General features: G+C 40.7%; 23 protein-coding genes. 1 reads left to right on the top strand and 22 read right to left on the bottom strand.

Annotated features, from left to right (window positions below; translation table 11 throughout):
- The first annotated feature begins 130 nt into the window (after window positions 1–130).
- Window positions 131–1,582, top strand: coding sequence for a DDE-type integrase/transposase/recombinase (locus ABXS75_03550; protein XCP85889.1), 1,452 nt, complete (start codon window positions 131–133; stop codon window positions 1,580–1,582).
- Window positions 1,583–1,899: 317 nt separating this feature from the next.
- On the opposite strand, the gene ABXS75_03545 is transcribed toward ABXS75_03550, so the two are convergent.
- The 22 genes from ABXS75_03545 to ABXS75_03440 all read right to left on the bottom strand — a co-directional run bounded on the left by ABXS75_03545 (window position 1,900) and on the right by ABXS75_03440 (window position 14,977).
- Window positions 1,900–2,190, bottom strand: coding sequence for a hypothetical protein (locus ABXS75_03545; GenBank protein XCP85888.1), 291 nt, complete (start codon window positions 2,188–2,190; stop codon window positions 1,900–1,902).
- A 16-nt stretch (window positions 2,191–2,206) separates the two neighbouring features.
- Window positions 2,207–2,494 carry a hypothetical protein gene (locus tag ABXS75_03540; protein XCP85887.1) on the bottom strand — a complete coding sequence of 96 codons (288 nt, stop codon included), beginning with the start codon at window positions 2,492–2,494 and terminating at the stop codon, window positions 2,207–2,209.
- Window position 2,495: 1 nt separating this feature from the next.
- Window positions 2,496–2,792 carry a DUF2089 family protein gene (locus ABXS75_03535; GenBank protein XCP85886.1) on the bottom strand — a complete coding sequence of 99 codons (297 nt, stop codon included), beginning with the start codon at window positions 2,790–2,792 and terminating at the stop codon, window positions 2,496–2,498.
- Window positions 2,793–2,941: 149 nt separating this feature from the next.
- The gene (locus ABXS75_03530) at window positions 2,942–3,079 is read right to left on the bottom strand and encodes a winged helix-turn-helix domain-containing protein (GenBank protein ID XCP87080.1); all 138 of its coding nucleotides are present in this window, start codon (window positions 3,077–3,079) and stop codon (window positions 2,942–2,944) included.
- A 35-nt stretch (window positions 3,080–3,114) separates the two neighbouring features.
- Window positions 3,115–3,531: a DUF523 domain-containing protein gene (locus ABXS75_03525; GenBank protein XCP85885.1), complete on the bottom strand. Its 417-nt coding sequence runs from the start codon at window positions 3,529–3,531 to the stop codon at window positions 3,115–3,117.
- A gap of 22 nt (window positions 3,532–3,553) precedes the next feature.
- Window positions 3,554–4,342 carry a methyltransferase domain-containing protein gene (locus tag ABXS75_03520; GenBank protein ID XCP85884.1) on the bottom strand — a complete coding sequence of 263 codons (789 nt, stop codon included), beginning with the start codon at window positions 4,340–4,342 and terminating at the stop codon, window positions 3,554–3,556.
- A gap of 98 nt (window positions 4,343–4,440) precedes the next feature.
- Window positions 4,441–4,644 carry a hypothetical protein gene (locus tag ABXS75_03515; protein XCP85883.1) on the bottom strand — a complete coding sequence of 68 codons (204 nt, stop codon included), beginning with the start codon at window positions 4,642–4,644 and terminating at the stop codon, window positions 4,441–4,443.
- A 34-nt stretch (window positions 4,645–4,678) separates the two neighbouring features.
- Complete coding sequence (locus ABXS75_03510) at window positions 4,679–5,125, bottom strand: YbaK/EbsC family protein (GenBank protein ID XCP85882.1); 447 nt, start codon at window positions 5,123–5,125, stop codon at window positions 4,679–4,681.
- 257 nt (window positions 5,126–5,382) lie between these two features.
- Complete coding sequence (locus tag ABXS75_03505; GenBank protein XCP85881.1) at window positions 5,383–5,781, bottom strand: winged helix-turn-helix domain-containing protein; 399 nt, start codon at window positions 5,779–5,781, stop codon at window positions 5,383–5,385.
- Window positions 5,782–5,793: 12 nt separating this feature from the next.
- Window positions 5,794–6,033: a hypothetical protein gene (locus ABXS75_03500; protein XCP85880.1), complete on the bottom strand. Its 240-nt coding sequence runs from the start codon at window positions 6,031–6,033 to the stop codon at window positions 5,794–5,796.
- Window positions 6,034–6,045: 12 nt separating this feature from the next.
- Entirely contained in the window at window positions 6,046–6,690 is a 645-nt protein-coding gene (locus tag ABXS75_03495) for an ABC-2 transporter permease (GenBank protein XCP85879.1), read from the bottom strand.
- Window positions 6,687–7,547: an ABC transporter ATP-binding protein gene (locus ABXS75_03490; protein XCP85878.1), complete on the bottom strand. Its 861-nt coding sequence runs from the start codon at window positions 7,545–7,547 to the stop codon at window positions 6,687–6,689. Before ABXS75_03490 ends, ABXS75_03495 begins: the two co-directional genes overlap by 4 nt.
- A 2-nt stretch (window positions 7,548–7,549) precedes the next feature.
- The gene (locus ABXS75_03485) at window positions 7,550–7,924 is read right to left on the bottom strand and encodes a GntR family transcriptional regulator (GenBank protein XCP85877.1); all 375 of its coding nucleotides are present in this window, start codon (window positions 7,922–7,924) and stop codon (window positions 7,550–7,552) included.
- A gap of 594 nt (window positions 7,925–8,518) precedes the next feature.
- Window positions 8,519–8,713, bottom strand: a complete 195-nt coding sequence (locus ABXS75_03480; protein XCP85876.1) for a helix-turn-helix transcriptional regulator — start codon at window positions 8,711–8,713, stop codon at window positions 8,519–8,521.
- A gap of 6 nt (window positions 8,714–8,719) precedes the next feature.
- Window positions 8,720–9,049, bottom strand: coding sequence for a hypothetical protein (locus tag ABXS75_03475; GenBank protein ID XCP85875.1), 330 nt, complete (start codon window positions 9,047–9,049; stop codon window positions 8,720–8,722).
- 426 nt (window positions 9,050–9,475) lie between these two features.
- A complete protein-coding gene (locus tag ABXS75_03470) occupies window positions 9,476–9,601 on the bottom strand; it encodes a hypothetical protein (GenBank protein XCP85874.1) in 126 nt (41 codons plus the stop codon).
- Between the two features lie 289 nt (window positions 9,602–9,890).
- A complete protein-coding gene (locus tag ABXS75_03465; protein ID XCP85873.1) occupies window positions 9,891–10,208 on the bottom strand; it encodes a winged helix-turn-helix domain-containing protein in 318 nt (105 codons plus the stop codon).
- A 61-nt stretch (window positions 10,209–10,269) separates the two neighbouring features.
- Window positions 10,270–10,635 (bottom strand): hypothetical protein, encoded by a 366-nt coding sequence (locus tag ABXS75_03460; GenBank protein ID XCP85872.1) that lies wholly within the window; start codon window positions 10,633–10,635, stop codon window positions 10,270–10,272.
- Window positions 10,636–10,645: 10 nt separating this feature from the next.
- Window positions 10,646–11,878, bottom strand: coding sequence for an ABC transporter permease subunit (locus ABXS75_03455; protein XCP85871.1), 1,233 nt, complete (start codon window positions 11,876–11,878; stop codon window positions 10,646–10,648).
- Window positions 11,862–12,764, bottom strand: a complete 903-nt coding sequence (locus ABXS75_03450) for an ABC transporter ATP-binding protein (GenBank protein ID XCP85870.1) — start codon at window positions 12,762–12,764, stop codon at window positions 11,862–11,864. Before ABXS75_03450 ends, ABXS75_03455 begins: the two co-directional genes overlap by 17 nt.
- A gap of 109 nt (window positions 12,765–12,873) precedes the next feature.
- Window positions 12,874–14,193, bottom strand: a complete 1,320-nt coding sequence (locus ABXS75_03445; protein XCP85869.1) for a HAMP domain-containing sensor histidine kinase — start codon at window positions 14,191–14,193, stop codon at window positions 12,874–12,876.
- A 79-nt stretch (window positions 14,194–14,272) separates the two neighbouring features.
- Window positions 14,273–14,977: a response regulator transcription factor gene (locus ABXS75_03440; protein ID XCP85868.1), complete on the bottom strand. Its 705-nt coding sequence runs from the start codon at window positions 14,975–14,977 to the stop codon at window positions 14,273–14,275.
- Window positions 14,978–15,109: the final 132 nt, after the last annotated feature.

Raw genomic sequence — 15,109 nt, 5'->3', positions numbered from 1 at the left:
GTTTTTTTGTTCCAAAATCTTATAAAAACCTTGATTTTTAGGGAAATCTGCAATAAAAAGAGCATTGACCTCCCTTTTTCGTGTATAATGTCATCGACCAAAACAACACTCACGAAAGGAGCCAATGCTCATGGACATTATACAATACTTACTCTCTGTAATTCAATATCTTTACCAACAAAACTGCTGGCTGATTCACTTTATCTGCAAATATATCCCCCTCAAGCAGTGGGCCTTTGATGATTCTCATTCTCCTAAATACCAGAAGTTCAAAACTGATGAGCTTCCCAAAATGCAGATCCATCAAAATGACTGGGACTGGCAGCTCCTGATTCCCTACTTTGATCACAAGTATCACGAAAAGATCAGACCTATTGCACGCCGCAAGGAATGCGATATCCCTGAGGACCTCATATGTCCCTGCTGTCATGCTCCCCAGCCCTTCCTCTACCGCAACAACGGTAAAAAGGGGCAGATTAAATGCAAGGTCTGCAACACCACTTTTTCTCCTGATGAGAACCGTTTCTCTAAACAATACACCCTTCGCTGCCCTCACTGCGGCAACGCTCTGGCACATAAGAAAGAACGCAAGCACTTTATCATCCATAAATGCGTCAACCCGAAATGCCCTTACTATCTTCATAACCTGAAGAAAGTCGATAAAGAACATCTCGAAAAAGATTATGGCAAGAACGAATACAAGCTCCATTATATCTACCGTGAATTCACGATAGATTTCTTTAAGATGGACTTAAACTCTCTCCCCAGGAATGCTTCCTCCCTCAGGTTCAGCAAGTTCGACTCCCATGTCATGTCCCTGTGTCTGACACTTCACGTGAACCTCAGCCTTTCCCTCAGAAAGACCTCGCAGGCTCTCAAAGACCTGTATAACATCCAGATCTCCCACCAGCAGATCGCCAACTACTGCAAGACAGCCGCCATCTGTATCAAACCTTTTGTAGACAACTACGATTATGATGCCGGTGATACCTTTACCGCTGATGAGACCTACATCAAAATCCGCGGGATCAAGACCTATATCTGGTTCATCATGGACGCCGCCAAACGTTCCATTATCGGCTACCAGGTGTCTGATAACCGTGGTGTCGGCCCCTGCATCATGGCGATGCGCATGGCCTTCCGCCACTTGAAAGAACTTCCCAAAAACTTCCGTTTTATTGCTGATGGTTACAGTGCCTATCCCTTAGCGGCACAGCAGTTCTTCCATGAATTCGGTGATGCTTTTAAATTCAACATCACTCAGGTGATTGGACTTACCAACGACGATGCTGTTTCCAAAGAGTTCCGGCCATTCAAACAGATGATCGAGCGGCTCAACCGCACATACAAAGCATCCTACCGGAAAACAAACGGATTTGACAACATCGACGGTGCCAACTATGACCTGGCTTTATGGGTTGCTTATTATAACTTTCTCCGTCCTCACAAGCACAACAACTATCATGTACTTAACGAAGTGGATATGCTGAAAGGCACGGACAATATGCCGGGAAAATGGCAGCTCCTGATCTTCCTCGGTCAGCAGACAATCCTGAATCTACAAAAATCGGGAACTGCATAAACGGAGCGGAACTGTTGTCAGGTGAACCGTGGAATAATGGGGCAGGGGCCCCGTTATGCCGCGAAAGTCACTTGACATAAGGTTCTCGGATTATCCTGTACAGCAGAAAAGGGGGCAAGTGCGCCCTTTTCCTGCCTTCCGGCGAGGACGGGTTCGGGCAGAGCCCGAAAATGGGTCAAAGGGCTGGCTCCTTGCTGGTTCTTAGGGCAGAGCCCTGAGCCTTCGGAGGACTTATTGTGTGATATATTTGCAATTTTCAAGGTTCACTTGAGCCTGTTTTTTTCGGCTCGTTTTTTCATAGATTACTTGACACTACCTTATCCAATATCTTTTGCTTTCATTTTATTAAGTGATTTGAAACGATATTCTCTACGGCCGTCTATCCAAAGGAAAAGCTCCAAAATGATAATAACAGCACAGGCAATAACTAATTCTGTAGAAAGAGGTACATTTTTTAGCCAGACTAATAAACCCATAATGACACAAGAGATGATAGGAATAATTACTCCTAACAAGGCTGTATTCCTTGTACTCATATATTTTTGTATCCCAGCTATAAGAAGTGTGATAATGATGGAACCAAAAATCTTAAAAAAATCAATCAACATAATATTTCCTCCTAGTTTAAATGTCCTTAGCACGCATTTTATTCATTTCTTCTTTTTTCTTTTCGCCATATTTCTTTCTGCCATTATCCCATTCTCCCCAAAAAATACTGTTGCAAATAACAAACGGGAAAACCGTTTTCAATTCAAACGGCACTCTGCCGCTGGCAAAAATCCAAATTGTAGCAATAAGTATTATTAATGGAATAATTCCTCCCCATAATGGATTTTCTAATTTGGTGCAAATGAGATATTCCAATACCATAAGTATACCTGCTATTGCAAAACCTATTGATAATTCAAACATCTTACCTCTCCTTTTCTTGCTTATATTTTTCAATAATAATCTTTGCAGTTTCTAAATCAATACGGGAATCAACTGCCAACCCTTTGATAAATGTCTGGAATGGTTCTTCCTCCTGTCGGTCATTCATCTCAATTTTTTGAATGAGCTTATCCAGGCGCAAACGTACCGTTGGATACGACACTTCATACAGTTTAGCAATTTCTTTTAATGAGCCTGATTTCAAAACAAAGTTCTTTAAGAATGTAGCATCCTCCTGTTCTAGCGCAAGTATCCATTGTGGGATTTTATCTAGTTCCATTTCAATCCTCCTTTCATAATTTCTTTAACAAAACTTAGTATAGCATAAATTTTATTAAAGTCAATACCAAAATAAAAGGAAATTTTATTTAATCATATAAAAAAGCTGATAGCCACACCTGTTTCCAGATGCCCGCTACCAGCTCTTATTCATCCCACAAACCGATACCCGCTACCAACAACAGTCTCTATATACCCATCTCCGATCTTCCTTCTAATCGCACTCACCACATTCACAACCGCAGACTGACACTTATCCCCCGGCTCTTTCCAGACCGCTTCGTAGATTACGGTTTGTGAAAGAACCCAGGATGGGCTGCTTTCTAAAAATCCTCTGAATCTATTACTTTATAACCAGCTCTAATGAGTGCCTGTGCAAACACCCCTTGCCCTTTTACTAATTTCCCGGTAAAACTCCCATCGTAAACCTGATTCACGCCGCAAGTAGGGCTTCTCGATTGAAGGATTGCAAGATCAATATCCATGTGTTCAATTTCTTTCATGGAAATTTCAACAGCATGGCGGTATTCCTTATCAACATTCTCTCCATTTATATTCATTACAACACCATCCACCAATTCAGCCGATGGCCGGGGAATTGGCAGATTAGCCAATAATTCAGGACAAATTTCGATAACGTCTTTATCCCTTAAAAACTCCATAACTTTGGGATTATAATTATTGCCGCCATTGTATTTACAGTTTTTACCCATAACACAGGAACTAACTAATACCTTCAAAATCGTTCACCTCAATCAATATTTATTTTATTACTTTTAACTCGGCAATAGCAGCATAATGTAAAATATCAAACTCAGAAGGAGCAATTTCTGCAAGTAATTTAATATGTTCCTTTTCCCACGCAGAAATCTCCTGCTCTGTTAGAGAAGCACCAATGCCTCGGCAGGCTTTCATTCTGCCATTCCAACTTTCACGGGTGAAACGCACCTTCAAAGGATATTCCTCATGATAAACCAGTTCAAATTTTTCCTTATAGCAATCAGGAATGAATATTGGATGAATAGTTTCTCCCGCTCCACTCCACTTAGGACTGTATTTTAAAACAAGCCTTTCACTTTCTCCTGCAATTTTGTCTTCAAAGGGTAGCCATGCCATATACAATATAAGAATACGTCCATCCGGTTTCAGCATACGAAAAAACTTAGATTTAACCTGTTCGTGATTAAAATACCAAAAGCACTGACATGCGGTAATTACATCAAAAGAATTTTCTGGAAAATCTATATCTTCTGTAGGCAGTGAATAATAGTCAATATCCATACCTTTGGAAAGAATTCTTGCCTGTTCCACCTGATTCGCAGAAATATCTGTACCTGTCCACTTGGCACCATAACGATACATACTTCTTAGCAGCACTCCGGTTCCTGTTCCTACATCAAGAACACGCTGTCCTTTCATACATAGTTCACGTTTTATTATTTTATCATAAAATTCCTGCGGGTAAATGTCACGGAACTTTGCATAATCTGTTGAAGTTTTACCCCAATCAAATGCTTTTCCGCCATCTATATTTTTATCTGTTATATTCATAAGTTCACATTCCTCAATTCCTATTTTTTTCTTTCGCTCCTTCTCCTTAGTTCATTATATATACAGAAATATTTGTCACCTAGCAGACAGAAAGCTGTTCATTTTTCAATTTCATTTTCAATAAAGCAATTCGCAATTTCAAAGGCTCTTACCCGCCTTTTTGCCAGTGTGATTTGTGATTTATACCTTTCCACATTTTCTTTGGATTCTAAAGTCTTTATCGTTTCCCTTAACTTATGCAGTGTTGAATCAATCTGTCTTTTCGCTTCTATTAAGTCATCTTTTGAAAATTCCATTTCCATCTTTCATCCTCCTCCAAAGCTGGAACTTGCGTTTTTAATCAAACATTCCTATAACTTCGTTTACTTTCAGCAATTCCGATGGAGCAATTTTCAATGTGAACAATTCATTTCCAGTGCCGCCATACACAAAATCATGTTTAAGAAGTTTTCTGTCGAATATACAGGGAAGATGTAAACCAACAAGCGGAATGGCTCCAACGTCATATCCAGTTTGGCTTTTTATCTTCTTCCTATCAGCCATTTTCAGCTTGCTGAAACCGAAAACCTGTTTCAATTTGTCAAAATCAAGTCGTCCATTCTGTAAAGAAACCATACACCCTATCAAACCATTCTCTGTTTGCAACACAAATGTAGGTGCTGATTTTTCAACAGGATAATAGCCTTCAGCATCCAATGCAGATAAAATAGGCTTATCCTGTTGAATGACCTCATACTGTATATTTCTCGATGTAAGGAGTTTCTCTATTTCTTTTATGTCCATTTCTATTTCCTTCCTGTACGTTGAATCCCGATCTATCTATTTCTTTTTTCTGGATTTCCATTTCTTGTTCATCTTGTCTACCCAGGGTTTAGTTATCAATTCTATTATACCTGCTATAAAATCTGCCACAAATCAACCATACAGCTTACCTCCAACTAAATCCTTCAAATCCATATTTGTCTCTTTACTCGTATTGCAAGTATACCATAGAGAATGGACTCTTTCCACCGTTTTCAGATGCCCGCTGCCGGCCATCCTCATACTTCAAATTTGTATCCACTGCCGATAACCGTTTTTATGTACCTCTCCCCAATCTTCCGTCTGATCTGGCTTACCACGTTCGTCACCGCTGCCCAGCCATCTCCAGCCTCTTTCCACACGGCTTCATATATTTGTTTCTTACTGAACACCCAACCCGGGTGCTGCGCTAAATATAATAATGTGAAAAACTCATGGTGGCTCATAGAAATAAGCTCCCCACTATGGTAAACAACCTGTTCTTTTAGATGGATTTCCAGTTTAGAAAAAGCAAGAACAGATACTCTTTGTTCTATATTTTTAACCGCAAAAGAAGTAAGCACTGTCTCTGTCACTATTCCAGATGCCTTAATGATCCTCATTACAATCTCAATCGTTCCATCCGTATCACCACCCATCTTTTATTTCAGCTATTTCTTTAACGCTTTTATCCACAAGTATGTACATGCAAATATTGCAATCGCAAAACAGCCAATTAAATAAATTGCTGTCTGTGTGTCAGGCTTAAATGAAACAAAAGACCAAATGCAGCATATAAACAGCAGGCAAGGGATAATCGCTCCCAGCGCTTTGATTTTTGAGTGGATAAGAAACCAATGTGTTCCCAATATCAATAGCATAAGAATAATTGCAAGAAAATCTGTTCCCATAGCGTCCCCCCTTTAACTGTGCTTTCGTGAAAATCCCCATACCGATACATAAAATGATACGACAAAGGAAACAATTGCTCCTAAAAGTGCCAGTAGCAAAAGAATAGTTTTTGAAGTATTAAGCACATCAATTATGTTAACGCCAGATTGATAAACTAAAAAAGAAACAATGATAGCAACAATAATCGTCATCATACCAACTACGCCTGATAGTTTATCATCCTTTAAATAATTGATTGTTAAAGATATTGCGGACAAAACAAATGCTCCCAAAAACCCAATTACAGCAAAAGAGATATATGTGGTTAACATTGCAGGGGCATGAATTACCGCTGACAAAATGTTGAATAAAAGGACTTCCACAAATTCAATTCCTAAAATAACCCATACCGCTGCAAAACGACTAAAAATTATATCTTTTTTGCTGACAGGAAGAACGATCATAAATTTTTCCCATTTAGATGCGCTGTCATCGTTAAACATAATTCCTGCAACAGCCATGCCGGATGTAAGCAGGATTACAATGTTAAATAAAAATAATCCAATGTAATGATTAAAAAAAAGGAGTGCTAAAAATAAGGCAAATTCAAAAATGAGATTGCTTTTCTTTAATGTCCTTTTGTAGACAGTTAAATCTTTTATAATTAGACCTTTCATACAATTTCTCCTTTCACATATAGAAGCATAATATCGTCTATAGAAGCAGGCTCAACGACTAACTTTGGATATTTTTTCTCTGTTTTATTCCTGTCGGCAACCAATAACCGATATTGATAGTCTTGTTTTTGATAAATGATATAATCGCCATTTTCAACAGCTCCGAACTGTTCATCTGTGCATTTTACAATCCCGTAATTATCTAACAACTCGTCTTTAGGCATTGTAAAGATTTTTTTGCCTGCATGTATAAAAGTGATATAATCGGCAATTTTTTCTAAATCGTCTGTAATATGTGAGGAAAACAATACGGAATGTGTGTCATTTTGTATAAACTCAAATAGAATATCCAAAATATCATCACGAATAATGGGATCTAATCCGCTTGTCGCTTCGTCCAAAATCAGTAACTTGGCATTATGTGATAACGCAACAGCAAAAGCAACTTTTATTTTCATCCCTCTTGAAAAATCTTTAATCATCTTTTTCTCTGGAAGTGAAAATTTTCTCACATACGAATAATACGTTGCAGTATCCCAATTTGAATACGCATGTTTCATTACCTGTTCAAGCTGCTTCACTGTGAAATAAACCGGGAAAGTACATTCATCAAAAATTACGCCTATCTCGTTTTTAATTTCCTTTTCTGCTGCTATATGGTCTTTGCCAAAAATTTGTATGGTTCCACTACTGGCTTTTACCTCATTCAGGATACAATTGATTGTAGTAGATTTACCAGCACCGTTTTCTCCAATAATTCCCATGATATGTCCTTGAGGCAATTCAAAACACAAACTGTCTAAAACAAAATCGCCATAATTTTTAGTCAAATTCTGTACCACAATTGCGTTATTCATTCTTACTCCTCCTCACATAATACTTTCAGCAGGGTTTCCAGCTTTTCCTGTTTGATACCGCTGCAACGTGCAATTTCTATCGCAGCTATAAACAATTCTTCGATTTTCTTTTGCTGTTCTTCAAGATAAAAGTCTTGATTTTGTGCTGATACAAAACAGCCTTTTCCAGCAGTGGTTTCAATAAAACCATCTCTTTGTAAACATTCATAGGCATTTTGTACGGTCAATACACTGACTTTCAATGATTTTGCCAAAGCCCGCATTGAGGGGAGTGCTTCGCCGGCTTGCAATTCTCCGCTCATAATAGAGCCTTTAATCTGACTGGCTATCTGCTCATAAATAGGTTTGCTTGTCCGATTGCTAATAATTATATTCAACTTCTCACTCTCCAACTGTGCTTAACTGTACTTTTATGTAAGTACAGTATAATACAGTCTGTATCGGAAGTCAATAAAAACAAGAAAATAGCAAGAAAAATCTATACATCGGCTTTTCTTGCTATTGAATCAATTCTGGAATAGTGTTGCATTAGAAGCCTACCTATTTGTAATTTCTGCTTCTTTACCATACATAAGCATTCTCAATCGGATTATCGCATCGTACCCTAAAACGAAAAAACTCAGGAACCGGCATCAAACACTGAATTACGGGGCCTCCTCCTCTATTCAGCAAATGCACCCTTTCGTTTTTTGAGTAGGGTAATCGTTAAATTTGCACCCTAAACCGATATCCTTGAGTGTGTATCCTTATATATTCCTCGATATGCTCCCGGTATTCTGCTGCACAGGACATAGAAAATCTACTTTCCTCCATAAATGCTGGTTGGTAGTTGCCTTTTATGATAGTAAGTGGCGGCAGCACTTTAGGCTGTCGCCACTTGACTGCTGGGCTGCAAAACCGGGCGGGGCTGTCAACGGCGGGCGAAGCCCGTTCATCTTGACCGTTGACTGGCTTGGCTGGGTTTGCTACTTTCATTCATCTAAAAAGAAAATTTCGTCTACATGGAGATTTAACAGTTTAGCGATTTTCATTGCAAGTTCAAGAGTGGGATTGTATTTATCATTCTCAATCGCTATAATTGTTTGACGGCTTACGCCTAACTCATTTGCCATATCCTCTTGCCGTAATCCTGCTTCTTTCCTAAGTTTTTTAATCACATTCCTCATAGCGTTTTACGCTTTCATCAAAAAGTATGTGCCGATAGATAGCAGAATGGCGACAACAGCAATTACACCAACGATAGCCCAAACAAATTTGTTCGGTTCGTGGTATTCTTCATCACCAGCAATCATTTTCCGTTTCATTGCCATTTGTGAAAAGCCTTGAATACATACCACAAAGCAAACAATCAGCCCCGGCAACGGGCTATATTTTGCGCCATTTACAAGAACCTGCCAACAGTCGTAAAATGTCCAAACGGACAAAATCAAGAGTGTGACTTTATAGCCGATTTCTTCCGAGCGCAACTGAATGTTTCTGTCCATTTCATCTAAATTTTTCATATGGATTTACCTCCCGATGTACTGTTAAAGAACCTCTGTAATGTTAAAAGGTCTTTACATTTTTAATTATACTCACGGAAGCCAAAATGTCAAGACCTTTTAACATTTATTATGCGGAATAGTGTGGTGCTGGCGGTCTATCTCTTATTTTTAGTTTCTGCTTCTTTACCGTACATGAGCATTAATTCAAGGGTTCTCCGACAGGAGAACTTTCCTTTAATACAAGAAAATAGCAAGAAAAATCTATACTTCGACTTTTCTTGCTACTGATTCAATTCTGGAATAGTGTTACATTGGTTGTCTACCTGTTTGTAATTTCTGCTTCTTTACCATACATAAGCATTCTCAATCGGATTACCGCATCGTACCCTAAAACGAATAAACTCCGGAACCGGCACCAAACACTGAATTCCGGGGCATCCGCCTCTATTCAGCAAATACACCCAATCGTTTTTTGAATAGGGTAATCTGATAGCCTGCGTCCTCTAAAAATGCTTTTAGTATATTCCGTATAGATTTTTCATCTTCAATAATTAAAATATTTTTCTGCATCTATATCGCCTCCGATGCCAAGTATACCATAGAAAAGCGGAGTTCAGGTGGAGAACACAGAATTTTAAGAATAACGCAAAAAAAAGCTGATAGCCACACCTGTTTCCAGATGCCCGCTACCAGCTCTATTTACCCATCCCCTATCTTCCTTCTAAGCGCACTCACCACATTTACTACCGCAGCCTGACACTGATTCCCCGGCTCCTTCCAGGCTGTTTCCGTATATACCATTAGAAAACAGCAAAATCACATGGAGCAGCTTTATTTCTCACTGCTCCGAGAGATCACACTACCCCACAAACCGATAACCTCTCCCAACCATCGTCTGAATCAAATCTGGATTTTTCAGTTTCCTTCTAAGCTGGCAGATCACATTATAGATCACATGCTCACACCCTGCCACGCTTTCCTTCCAAACAGTTTCATATATCTGTTCCGGCGAAAGCACCCAACCGGGATACTGTGCCAGCAGGATAAGGACATCAAATTCTTTTGGATACAGACTGATATTTTCTGCTTCTAATAAAACCATGCAGCACTGTGGATCAATGGTAAGGTTGCCCCGTTGGATAACAGGCTGGCGTTCTATATTCATTTGTGCTAACATATCCCTCTCCTCCTTATTGCCAATCAAGATATGCTGTTTTTACTGCTATCTGGCAGATTGCTCAATATTTAACAAGTTTGATCTCATATACGACAGGGTAGTAAAAAGGTGTTTCTTCTGTAAAAGCATCTTTCAGCGTTACGCTTACAGTGTCTCCTTGCCGAAAGTCACCAATCGCTATTTCTTCTCCATTGGCGGACAGAAGCTTTGTTTCTTCGCTGATACCAAGAGAGTTCATAGGGTCGCCATAGATTTCTGTTGTTCGTTCCACAATCAAACGAATTTCTCCGTCGGATTGAGTGACCCTTTCTTGAACAACCGCTTCAAATGATTTCTCGGACCACTTAAAAGGCTGCGTTATCATTATCGCCGCAGCGACAATGATAACCGCGACAACTGTGATGATGATATACTTTTTATTTTTCATCAGCGCCTCCTTATGCAACCTGGTGTTTCTTAAAGCCGATCCTCGCAAGAGGCAGCAAAATCAATGTCAGTATCACATAAACAAGTCCTCTCATGGCAAAAGCGTCCAAAATTACGGAACCGAACTGATAGGAAAGGTACGAGTTGAAACGAGGAACCAGTGATTGATACGGTGTCAAAAGTACAAACAAATTGTAGATTCCAGTGGTTCCATTCGGAGAAAGGAACATGGGTATAAAAAGCACCGGAACAACAACGATTAGTACAAAGTAAGGGCTTTTCATTCTGGCTGACAGGAAAAGAGTCAAGCCAATCATGGCGATTAGGACGAAATAAATGACACCCAAATTGAGAAGCGTACCCTCCAGGAATGTAAGCGGATAAGGAACGGTAGTGCCGTTGATCTGCAAAGGAAGATTCCAGCCATCCATTCCAAATGCCGCAAGTGAGATACCAAATGCAACGAGAACATGAAGGGTAAATGCCAACACTCCAAATAAAAGTGCAGCAACAATTTTTGCCGTGGTCAACTTGGTCTTTCCATACTTGCCGGACAAAATGACTGCATCTGTGCCAGCCTGATATTCACCGGCAAAAACAGGTGCGATCACAATACAGATGGCCAAAATCGCAAACATTAACAGTTCAAAGGCAGAAATAATTACTTCCCATCCGCCGAAGTAGCCATATTGGAAGGGTTCTTCCACCTCACTGTTCATATTCCGCCAATAATCTTTTTCTGCTTCTGACAGCCCATTAGAAGGGTCACTCAGTATCGTTTCGATTTTGTCCTTTCGTGCCTGATAGAAGTCTGTTCCATCCGAAACATCTAAATCAGTGAGTGCATTGTACCTAGCGCTCACATTGGGAGCAGCATAGTTTCTTGCGATCAATCCCAACAGCTTTTCCCGTGGTGCAATCCCGTTCCAATATGCGCCCTCAATTAAAAACTGCTCATTCCCGTCATAGCCTATATGATCCGGATCTTCAAAGAGCGCCTGCACTTCCCGGATGGTTTCAGTAACATATTCATTCGTTAAGGAGACAGAGATGTCCGCATACTGTTCTTTTTCGTATGCAATACCTTCCAACCCCCGAAGAACCCCATCCTGGTTATTAATCTGAAACTGTGTGATTGGCAGGCCAAAGAAAACAGCGGTTATGAGCAGGCTTACCGCCATTGCAATCAAGGCAGACTTTTTCCGCAGAACCTTCAGAAATTCGTACTTAACCAAAGTTTTCATTATCATCACTCCTTTCATCCTGCACATCTTCGCTGAAATGATACAGGAACAGATCTTCCAGACCGGGTTCCACGATACTGGTATCCGGTGCAGGTGGCACATCATCTACAATCCGCAAACGAACCAAATTACCTTCGTGGTGCAGGTTGACAACGCGAAGGTTCCGGCTGTACCACGCAGCTTTGCGCTCATCAACCATAACCTCCCACACTTTGCCCCCAATACTGTTCGTGACGGTTTCCCTAGGACCCTGGAGCAATATTTTACCTTGTTTCATCATCAGGATAATATCTGCAATATACGAAACATCCGAAACAATGTGGGTGGAGAGAATCACAATCTTATCTTTAGCAAAGTCGGAAATGATATTGCGGAAGCGGACACGCTCCTTCGGGTCAAGCCCTGCAGTTGGCTCATCCAGAATCAGAATGTCAGGATCGTTCAGTTCCGCTTGTGCGATTCCTAAACGCTGTTTCATACCGCCGGAATATGACTTGATCTTCTTGTCTGCCACATCACGCAGATTCACCAATTCCAGCAGTTCCTCCGTCCGGACTCTGGCGTGTTTTTTGTCCAGGCCTTTTACCGCTGCCATGTAGAGCATAAACTCACGTGCTGTAAAATCGGGATAGAATCCGAAGTCCTGCGGCATATAGCCCAAATGAGTGTAGTAGCGTTCCCCCAGCTCCTGCATTGTCTTTCCATCCAAGCGGATGCTGCCGGATGTTGGTTTCAGCACACCGCAGATCATCCGCATTAAAGTGGTTTTTCCTGCTCCGTTTGCACCAAGCAGGCCATATACGCCGGGTTCTAAATGGATACTTACATTATCGACAGCGCACTTCGTTCCATATTGCTTGCGCAAATGCTGTAATTGAAGTTCCATACAAAGCCTCCTGTTCATTTTGAATTTAGATCAAATAAAAATAGGTGATCTATGCTTATATCATAAATCACCCATCTTAGGTCTGACTTTTCCGTATCTTAATTTAACCTTAATTTGCAGGAATCTGTATTGAAAACTCCGTACCATCGCCCAGCTTACTCTTAACAGCAATATCGCCACCGTGCAGTGTGATAATTTGCTTTGCAATCGCAAGTCCCAGGCCGCTGCCCTCCGGCTTTTCTTTTGTATTGGTTCCTCGATAATATCTGGTGAACAGTTCAGCCTGTTCCGTCTCGCTTATCCCTACTCCATTATCACGGACGGAAAGACAGATGCCCTTTCCATTATCTTCCGAAACAGATACAGTTATCGTTGTGTCAGGCGGATTATGAACAAGTGCGTTGACAACAAGATTGCACACCGCCCGATGAAATAGATCAGGGTCAATGGTGGCTGTAATCTCTGGAAGGTCACATTCAAACTCTATGTTTCGATTTGAAAATGCCGGGTCGTTTACAATATCTATCACCAATTCTTTTAGATAGCGCACCAGCCGCACCTGTTCGGGATGAAAGGGCAATGCCCCTGATTCCAGTTGATAGGTCAGCTTCAGATCATTTATCAGCTTTTCGACATGATCGACATTTTTCAAGATAATCGAACCATATTCCTGCACCGTCTGGCTATCGTTTGCCGTCCCATGCGCAAGCAGCTCCGCATATCCCTTTACAGGAGAAAGTGGGGTTTTTAAGTCATGAGTGATATTGGCAATCCATTCCTGACGCGCACGCTCTGTTTTGTTCTTGAGCTGATCGCTGTAACGAATTTCTGCGTCCATTTTATTGAGTGCCGCGTAAATACCATTGAATATGCCTTTTTCCGGGAGCTTCTGATAGGTGCGGAGTGAAACAGCGCCAATCCCTCTTGATATTTTCCCCATTTGGCGTGTGAGCCAAAAACCATAAATAAGAAATAGCGAACTGCCCACAAAGATTATAAAAAATATCCCCATCCGAAACATCGGAGAAAGACGGCTCACGGTTTCACCGTTATAATAGAGCATATATTTCCCAATAGCATAAGGAAAACCAACAATGTAGTTCCATGTATTGCCGGAATCTTCATAACTGCTCACAAAAACTGTATTCCCGTTTTCATATCCGCTTGCCGCCAATTCCACCAATTCAGAGGCCGAGTAATTGGAAGGATAATCTGAGGGCTTGTTATGGGAAAAAATTTCCTGTCCTGATTCATCAACGACTTGAAGCCAAAGCCCATATTCGTCCAGCCTTTCTAATCCTATGTCCTCTATTGTAATCGATCCATCCTCATTTTGTATCCATGTTGAAAAATTTTCAGTAAAGCGGTTCGGCCATGCTGCCAGACTTAACCCTTCCGGTTCAGGGATGGAAAAAGCATAATAAAACAATCCAATTCCCGAAGCAGCTCCGATCAATACCAATGCAACGAGTAAAACAACAATTCTTACAAGCGGATTTCTTTTCCATCTATTTTTCATCAGGATTCACCAGCTTATAACCTAAACCTTTCATTGTGATAATATACTGCGGCTTTGTGGGATTATCCTCCAGTTTTTCGCGCAGATGCCTGATATGCACCATGATCGTATTGTCACACCCAAAGCTATCTTCGCCCCAAATCGCTTCATACAGACGTTCACGGCTTACTACACGTCCTAAATTTTGGGCCAGATAATGCAGAATTTCAAATTCTCTTGCAGTCAGTTCCATATCCCTGCCACTCTTTGCGGCTCCGCAACCGTCCGGGTCAATCACTAAATCTCCAACAGTGATAATGTGGGTTCTATCCGGGCTTTTCTGATATTCAGCCCGACGCAGTTGTGCTTTCACTCGAAAAGCTACCTCCTTGGGACTAAAAGGCTTTGTAACATAATCATCGCCGCCCACAGCCAAACCGAGTATCTTATCAACTTCATCATTTTTTGAGGAAAGGAACAGGATCGGGCAATGGGAAAACTGCCTGATTTGTCTGCACACCTCATAACCGTCGATGTCCGGCAGCATCACATCCAAAATCATAAGATCTGGGAGGAGTTTTTGGCAGGCATCTACGGCAACGAGTCCATTACCACATTTGACAATATCAGAAAAACCCTCCATATTCAGTGCCTTTTCCAGCAGAATCAAAATATCTGGTTCATCGTCAACAATCATTATTTTATATTCAGCCATTTCATATTTACCTTTCTAACTGCGGTTTATTTTTATCAGTCTTATCTATATAGAATACTGTTTCACTCTTAATATAGCCTTTATGCAATCTTAATTTAATCTTAACAAGCGAGAAGATTTTGATACCGCACT

The sequence above is a fragment of the Roseburia hominis genome, from assembly GCA_040702975.1.
In the GTDB taxonomy this organism is placed as follows: domain Bacteria; phylum Bacillota; class Clostridia; order Lachnospirales; family Lachnospiraceae; genus Allocoprococcus; species Allocoprococcus hominis_A.
Note: the sequence above shows the minus strand (reverse complement) of the source record. Positions and strands in the feature narration are given on the sequence as shown.

Excerpts from the sequence above, each read along its gene's own strand:
- ABXS75_03490 (XCP85878.1), bottom strand. The coding sequence starts at position 7,547 with ATGAATAACGCAATTGTGGTACAGAATTTGACTAAAAATTATGGCGAT.
- ABXS75_03455 (XCP85871.1), bottom strand. The coding sequence starts at position 11,878 with ATGAAAACTTTGGTTAAGTACGAATTTCTGAAGGTTCTGCGGAAAAAG.
- ABXS75_03545 (XCP85888.1), bottom strand. The coding sequence starts at position 2,190 with ATGTTGATTGATTTTTTTAAGATTTTTGGTTCCATCATTATCACACTT.
- ABXS75_03475 (XCP85875.1), bottom strand. The coding sequence starts at position 9,049 with ATGAAAAATTTAGATGAAATGGACAGAAACATTCAGTTGCGCTCGGAA.
- ABXS75_03450 (XCP85870.1), bottom strand. The coding sequence starts at position 12,764 with ATGGAACTTCAATTACAGCATTTGCGCAAGCAATATGGAACGAAGTGC.
- ABXS75_03520 (XCP85884.1), bottom strand. The coding sequence starts at position 4,342 with ATGAATATAACAGATAAAAATATAGATGGCGGAAAAGCATTTGATTGG.
- ABXS75_03440 (XCP85868.1), bottom strand. The coding sequence starts at position 14,977 with ATGGCTGAATATAAAATAATGATTGTTGACGATGAACCAGATATTTTG.
- ABXS75_03540 (XCP85887.1), bottom strand. The coding sequence starts at position 2,494 with ATGTTTGAATTATCAATAGGTTTTGCAATAGCAGGTATACTTATGGTA.
- ABXS75_03535 (XCP85886.1), bottom strand. The coding sequence starts at position 2,792 with ATGGAACTAGATAAAATCCCACAATGGATACTTGCGCTAGAACAGGAG.
- ABXS75_03460 (XCP85872.1), bottom strand. The coding sequence starts at position 10,635 with ATGAAAAATAAAAAGTATATCATCATCACAGTTGTCGCGGTTATCATT.
- ABXS75_03495 (XCP85879.1), bottom strand. The coding sequence starts at position 6,690 with ATGAAAGGTCTAATTATAAAAGATTTAACTGTCTACAAAAGGACATTA.
- ABXS75_03470 (XCP85874.1), bottom strand. The coding sequence starts at position 9,601 with ATGCAGAAAAATATTTTAATTATTGAAGATGAAAAATCTATACGGAAT.
- ABXS75_03510 (XCP85882.1), bottom strand. The coding sequence starts at position 5,125 with ATGGACATAAAAGAAATAGAGAAACTCCTTACATCGAGAAATATACAG.
- ABXS75_03550 (XCP85889.1), top strand. The coding sequence starts at position 131 with ATGGACATTATACAATACTTACTCTCTGTAATTCAATATCTTTACCAA.
- ABXS75_03465 (XCP85873.1), bottom strand. The coding sequence starts at position 10,208 with ATGTTAGCACAAATGAATATAGAACGCCAGCCTGTTATCCAACGGGGC.
- ABXS75_03480 (XCP85876.1), bottom strand. The coding sequence starts at position 8,713 with ATGAGGAATGTGATTAAAAAACTTAGGAAAGAAGCAGGATTACGGCAA.
- ABXS75_03505 (XCP85881.1), bottom strand. The coding sequence starts at position 5,781 with ATGGGTGGTGATACGGATGGAACGATTGAGATTGTAATGAGGATCATT.
- ABXS75_03500 (XCP85880.1), bottom strand. The coding sequence starts at position 6,033 with ATGGGAACAGATTTTCTTGCAATTATTCTTATGCTATTGATATTGGGA.
- ABXS75_03515 (XCP85883.1), bottom strand. The coding sequence starts at position 4,644 with ATGGAAATGGAATTTTCAAAAGATGACTTAATAGAAGCGAAAAGACAG.